The organism is Streptococcus sp. HMSC074F05, from assembly GCF_001808725.1.
In the GTDB taxonomy this organism is placed as follows: domain Bacteria; phylum Bacillota; class Bacilli; order Lactobacillales; family Streptococcaceae; genus Streptococcus; species Streptococcus parasanguinis_I.
Map to the genome: position 1 here is coordinate 100,431 of NZ_KV794411.1, position 6,516 is coordinate 106,946.

The window sequence follows — 6,516 nt, forward strand, 5'->3', positions numbered from 1 at the left end:
AAAGGGAGTGGGAAAGAACTCCAACTAATTTAGAAGAGTTCGTTTTCCCACCCCCGCAAAGTTGATTAGGTCTTCTTTGGAGCTTAATTAAGCGAACAAAGATGCCAATCAACCACTGCGTCATACAGTTATTTCTATCAAAGATCGAAGGCTGGACAGTTTATTCCCAGCTCCTTTCTGATGAGAAAAATTAATTCGTATCTTGTTCTTTCCCAACAACCCAAAATAAGAGAAGGAGTTGGAAGATGCCTAAGGCAAATAGGACCATAAAACCGTTGCGACTTCCTTTAGCAGTGGCTTGGGTGAAGTCCATCTTTTGATTAGCTTGGCTCATGGCAACGATCAAGGAAGCCAGGGTTGTTCCGACAGCGCCTGCAAATTGTTGCAGAGTGTTAAAGATCGCGTTCGCATCGGGTTGCTCTTCCAGAGAGAGTTGTTTTTGTCCGTTGGTCATAATATTGCCGAAGGCCAGTCCCATACCGGTCATGAAGATCATGTAAAAGATAAGAATCAAGCCATTTGTCAGCTTCAGGGCAAAAAGGGTGAAGTGGAAATGGGCCAGAAGGATGAAAACAGCTCCAAGGAGAATCGGTTTACGGGCGCCCAACTTATCTAGAATGAGACCAGAGAAGGGAGCAAAACCTGCTCCAATGATGGCTCCTGGAAGTAGCATCAAGGCTGCAAGTGTGGTACTCGAGTGGTTGACCAATTGGACATAATTGGGCAAGAGGAAACTCATGGCCAGAGAACCTAATTGGAAAGTGAAAAAGGCAAGAACATGGCCAGTGAGGAGATGGTTCTTTAAGATGGCAAGGTTGATAATGGGAGTCTCCAACTGATTGGACCGCCAGACTAAGAGAACCAGTCCCAAAAACCCAATCACCAGCCAACCAAGGACAGAAAAACTAAAGAAAGCATGATCAGAAAGACCGTGAATGCCTAAAATCAAGCCTAAAAATGAAGCAATAATAGCGATAAGGCTCATGATATCAAGGGTTTCTCGTTTGACTTTACTGATTTGTTCAATGGAACGAAGCCCTGCAACTAGCGAAGCTAGAAGGATCGGGAATTGAACCAAGAAGATGGAACGCCAGCCAAAGTTAGCTGTCAAGAGACCACCGACAGTAGGCCCAATGGCGGGAGCGATAGCTGTAATCAGGGTCCCCACTCCCATCATGAGACCGATCTTGCGTTTTGGGACCTGCTCTAAAATGATATTAAACATCAGAGGAAGGGCAAAACCAACCCCCATTCCTTGGACCAATCGACCCAAAACCACAAAGCCAAAACTTGGAGCTAAGAAGTCAATGAGAACACCTAAAACAGATAGGAGATTTCCAACTAAAAAGATGGACTTCATTTTAAAAGAGCGCTTGAGGTAGGCAGATAAGGGGACTACACAGGCAACCACTAGAAGATAGATGGTGGTGACCCACTGGACGGTTGCGGTATTGATTTCAAATTCCTTCATCAATATTGGGAAGGTGATATTCATGGCAGTTTCTCCAGCCACTCCGCAAAAGGAAAGGATCCCTGTTGCAAAAATAGCGTAGAGGACCTTGGCTGAAATTTTTTCTTGTGACATCGGTGTCTGATTCCTCCTAAATCTTCCTAAAGATATGGACTATGGTATAAAATCGGATGAAAATCCATGGAAACGATTTGATTTTCCGTCAGCTCCAATCGCTAGGAGCATAGCAAGACCAACGGTAACCTGATCCATCGTTTTGTTAGCTAACAAATAGTATAGAGGAAATGAAGACCCCTGTCAAAGAGTTTTTCAAAAATTATGAAAATTTTAAAAGTATTCTCAAAAGATGATGCTTCTCCAAATGAAAGGGATTGCTCACCACTATGATATAATAAGATGAAAGCAAGCAATGTGAACACACCAATAGGGGGCGCCATGACCAAGTATTTAGTCCAGAAGTTTTTCTGGTTACGAGAAAAAAGTTTTATTCAGATTTCCCAGAAAACCCTGGTTTCCTTATTTCCTTTTTTCTTATTTTCAGGAATCATTCGAGTGATTGCCTTATCGGTCTTTTCTGATCGAGGCTATATCCATCAGCTCTTTTCGATGGACAGTTGGTTGCCATGGAATCAAGCTATCAGCCAGGTTCTTATTAATTTTTCCAACTTTCTAGGAGGTCTAGCAGGGCCTTTAGCAACCTACTTCGCTGGGAAATATACAGCTGGGCACTATGGTAGAAGTACGGGGACAGCCGGCGTGACTGCTCTTTTGGTCAGCTTGATTGTAGGGTCTCAGGAATTGTTGGTGGGACCACTCAATGATGGGCAACTGACAAGAATTAACTTACCTGCGACGACCAATATCCTCTTAGCCATTGTTTTAGGCTATCTAATCGGACAGATCTTTCGACTATCCAAGGCTAGTGACGACCAGATTGTGGACAAAGACTTTATCTATCAGCCCAAGACTGTGCGTCCCATTTTCTTGTCCTTGGTTCTGGGGGTTAGCCTGAATATTCTTCTCCTTCTTGGCAATCAGTACCGTATTTTTCAAATGATCGGTCAATTCTTTAGCTCTCTTACTATAAGCAGTCATCATCTCCTGTCCACTTTTGTTATGGGACTCTTCAGTGGCTTATCAGCTTGGGTCGGCAACAGTCATGCTTTTGCCCTAAACTCAATTGTGGATGACAGTTTTGCTTTAGAAAATCTGAATTACGCTGTGACCCATCATACAACGACGGGGATTCCTCATCTCTATACTTTGACCAATTTGTATCGGAGTTTTGGCATGGTAGCTGGAATTGGCGCTGTCCTAGCACTTTTGGTAGCGATCTTACTGGTCTCCCACAGTCGAAAGGACAAGAAAGTCAGTCTCCTCAGTATTTTTCCAGGCCTCTTTAATAACGGTGCCCCCTTCATGGTAGGGATTCCGGTCCTGCTCAATCTTCTATATGTGATTCCCTTCTTATTGATCCCCTTGGTCAATATGGCCATCGCTGCTGTGGCTTTGTGCCTTAAGCTGATGCCAGCAGCCGTCTATCCAGTGCTAGATGGGACTCCTAGCCTTCTCTATGCTTTCATTGGAACGGGAGGAAGTCTGAGAGCCTTAGCTGTGAGTATCCTTTGCTTTGCGATAGACGTGCTCCTTTATCTACCATTTGTCCGCATGGGAAATCGTATCCGAAAAGATTTAAAAGTGAAAGGAGAAAGCGGTGAAACAATCTAAAAAAACAGCAATCGTCCTCACTTTGGTCTGTCTTTTCTTGATCGGTTTAGCCATTCCTTCTTATAGCTGGACTCGAACCAATGTTTCAAAAATCGAGAAATTTTATAATTCCAAACTGTCGCCCATCATTATGATTCCAGGAAGCTCAGCAACAGAGAACCGCTTTGATGGCTTGGTGACCAAGCTCAACCAAGGCCGCCAAGGCACCAAGCACAGTCTTCTCAAGGTCAAGGTATGGAATGATGGGAATATCACCTATAGCGGTAGTATTGATGCCAAGGACAATGAACCAGTGATTGTGGTTGGTTTTGAAAACAACAAAGATGGCTATAGCAATATTAAAAAGCAGGCTAAACTATTCAATCAAGCCTTTGAAGTCCTTCAAGAAAAATACAATTTTAATAATTTCAAGGGTTTGGGTCATTCTAACGGGGGCTTGATTTATACAGCCTTTATCGAAAATTATCTAGAAGATTATGATGTGGATCTAAAGACCCTCATGACCATCGGAACTCCCTATAATTTCACGGAAACCAATATCCAAAACAAATCTGAGATGTTGGCCGATTTTATCAAGGGGGAAAAAGCCATCCCTAATACGCTTTATATGTATTCAGTAGCAGGAACCATCACCTATGATTCCGATGAGTTGGTCCCAGATGCCAGTGTTTCTGCTGGGAAATATATCTACCAAAACCAAGCTGCTAGTTATACGGAGATCACAGTGACGGGGGAAGATGCCCAGCACTCGGACCTTCCAACCAATGATGAGGTGGTTGCCTTGGTGAAAGAGCATATTGAAAGTCAAACGGATCGTAGAACTAAACCAAATAAAGAAAACTAAGTGTGAAGAAGGGATTCCGTCCTCACACTTTTTTTAGTATAATAAAGTTTAGTATGAAAATAAGGGAGACTAAAGGAGATCAGATGAAAAGAAAACATTGGATCCAGTTGGGATTAGTGGCTTCAAGTATGGTCTTGTTAACAGGGTGTTACCAGAGATACCAGCGGCAGTCCAGTCCTAAAAAAGAGGTTGCAACGAGCCAGACTTCAGCAAAGAAACAAGCGAAAAAAGCAGATAACAAACAATTATACCAGTCTGTTTTTTCAGACTACCAAAAGATTTTTGCTACTTCAAAGGATTTGGATGCCATTTCCAAATTGAATGATGAATTAGCCAAAGAAGATCGGATGATCAATAGCTGGGTGATCGAGACGGTCATCAATCAGCCAGAAGCTGTTCGCTATGCCTTTAAGGACTTAAATAACGATGGGGTAGATGAGATGATCATCGCCAATCAGCAGACCGATGGAAGCTACTTTGCGACAGGAGTCTACTACCTCAAGGAGCAAAAACCGACTCTACTAGCTGAAGGTTTCGTCGCTGGACACGGTGGAGCGCGCAATGCGACGACCCTCTATCAGGGAGGAGAAGTCTTAGAAGTCAGCTGGATGTCAGGAACTGGCCGTGGTGTAGCCGTGCTTTCACAAATAGAAAAGACACCTCAAGCCGCGACAAAAGTCCAAGAAGAAGAAGTTCAGGTACCTGGGTCAGATCTGAATGCTCTCTTTGGAAAATCTGATGAGGATAAACTGGACCTCAAGAGTTTTGACTGGCAAACCTTTGAAAGCACACCATCAGGAGGCGATACCCAAAGCCAGGAGAAAACACCTTGGAATGCTGAAAAATCAGAAAAATTAGCAGAATTTATGAAGACCTGGGGCGAAAAGATGGGGCAACCCAACTACCAAAAAGGCATAGCTGGCGGTGATGTAGGACCAGATAACCTCTATACTCTAGGGGACAATAGCAAGATGGATGCTATTTATACAGATACTGGCCAAGGAAATGCAAAATACCGCATTGTAGAACGCTATAGCAATTGGGACAAGTATCCAGATGTGCATAGTTATTTCTTTGCCATTACGGATACGGGAGAAGCCATTGTCTTTCATTCGCCAACGACCAATGGTGGAAAGATGTACCTAAAACCAACAGATAACAAGGAACTTCAAGAAGAATTTACGCAACTGCTTCATCAATAAAAAAAGAAAAAACCAGGAAACGACTGTTTTTCTGGTTTTGTTTATTTAATTTATGAATAAAAATACAAAATAAACGATATTTTTGGGATGGAAAATATGTTAAAAACTAGTGATAATTAGTGATATAAACGCATTTGGAAACAGAAAATGTTTGACAATTAAAGGAAAATCATTTAAAATATATTCATTCTTTATTTATAGGAGAAAAAATATGAAAAAACTTCTTACAGCCGGTGTGGCTCTCTTGTCCGTTGCAACCTTAGCAGCATGTTCTGGTAAAACTGCTTCAGAATCATCAAGCAAAGATGCTAAAGCTTCTTCTAGCAAAGTAGAAAAATCATCTACTTCAAAAAGCAAATCAAGCAGTTCATCAAAAACTTCAAAATCAGCATCCTCTTCTGTTGAAATTCCAGAAATTGTCTTGTTGACTGATGAAGAAATTGATAATGCCAAAACACTTGGTGATATGAAAACCATTTATGGAAAAATGATTGACAACTACACAAAATATGTCAAAGAGATTGGGGATAAGATGCCCGAGTCTGGTAAAGATGCCTATAATCAGCAAGTAGCTCCTGGGATCCAATCTATGGAAACTGCAAGAAAAACATTTAACGATACACTTTCAGCTGCAGGTTCTGATGATACAGTTGTTCCTGAACAAGCTCGTAGTCAATTCGCACAACAATTGAAAAATGCTCGCGATATTGCCCAAAAAGCTCTTGAAGGTGCTTATCAATCAATTGCACCATTGCTCTCTTCATCAGCCGAATAATTCATAAATGAAAATGAGAGTGGGACAGAAATCGGTAATTCGTTAGAATTCGATTTCGTCGTCCCACCTCCGCACAGTTGAGTAGGGCTGTAAAAGCTGATGAAATCAGCGTAGTAGAGCCCACTCAACCACTGCGTCTTGCTCGACAATCCAAAAATAATTAAGAGGCTAGGACTTTTGTCCTAGCCTGTTTTTTCGCTTTCTTACAAAAATGTAAGAAATAAAGGGGAAAATGTAAGGTTATGTTATGGTGAAAGCGTTTCAGTTTTAGTACAATAGATTTGTAAAAATCGATTGAAGCTTTTATCGAGCTAGAAAGGAACGGACCATGACCCTACTAGACGTTCAACACATCAAAAAAATCTACAAAACTCGCTTTCAAGGGACGCAGGTCGAAGCCCTAAAGGACATTCACTTCACCGTGGAAAAGGGTGAATACGTCGCCATCATGGGGGAATCAGGGTCTGGGAAATCGACCCTCCTCAATATCCTAGCC

At 42.1% G+C, this 6,516-nt stretch carries 6 protein-coding genes; 5 read left to right on the top strand and 1 reads right to left on the bottom strand.

Annotated features, from left to right (window positions below; genetic code table 11):
• Window positions 1-190: 190 nt before the first annotated feature.
• Window positions 191-1,585 (bottom strand): MFS transporter, encoded by a 1,395-nt coding sequence (locus HMPREF2685_RS04235; RefSeq protein ID WP_070465496.1) that lies wholly within the window; start codon window positions 1,583-1,585, stop codon window positions 191-193.
• 321 nt (window positions 1,586-1,906) lie between these two features.
• Between HMPREF2685_RS04235 and HMPREF2685_RS04240 the strand changes: the two genes are divergently transcribed.
• The 5 genes from HMPREF2685_RS04240 to HMPREF2685_RS04260 all read left to right on the top strand — a co-directional run.
• Window positions 1,907-3,199 (top strand): PTS transporter subunit EIIC, encoded by a 1,293-nt coding sequence (locus tag HMPREF2685_RS04240; protein WP_070465499.1) that lies wholly within the window; start codon window positions 1,907-1,909, stop codon window positions 3,197-3,199.
• Entirely contained in the window at window positions 3,186-4,043 is an 858-nt protein-coding gene (locus tag HMPREF2685_RS04245; protein ID WP_049522701.1) for an alpha/beta hydrolase, read from the top strand. Before HMPREF2685_RS04240 ends, HMPREF2685_RS04245 begins: the two co-directional genes overlap by 14 nt.
• A gap of 83 nt (window positions 4,044-4,126) precedes the next feature.
• Entirely contained in the window at window positions 4,127-5,245 is a 1,119-nt protein-coding gene (locus HMPREF2685_RS04250) for a DUF4767 domain-containing protein (protein WP_070465503.1), read from the top strand.
• Between the two features lie 211 nt (window positions 5,246-5,456).
• Window positions 5,457-6,020: a hypothetical protein gene (locus HMPREF2685_RS04255; RefSeq protein WP_049522699.1), complete on the top strand. Its 564-nt coding sequence runs from the start codon at window positions 5,457-5,459 to the stop codon at window positions 6,018-6,020.
• Window positions 6,021-6,348: 328 nt separating this feature from the next.
• Window positions 6,349-6,516: ATP-binding cassette domain-containing protein (locus HMPREF2685_RS04260; protein ID WP_148130458.1), on the top strand; the 168-nt coding region annotated here is incomplete at its 3' end.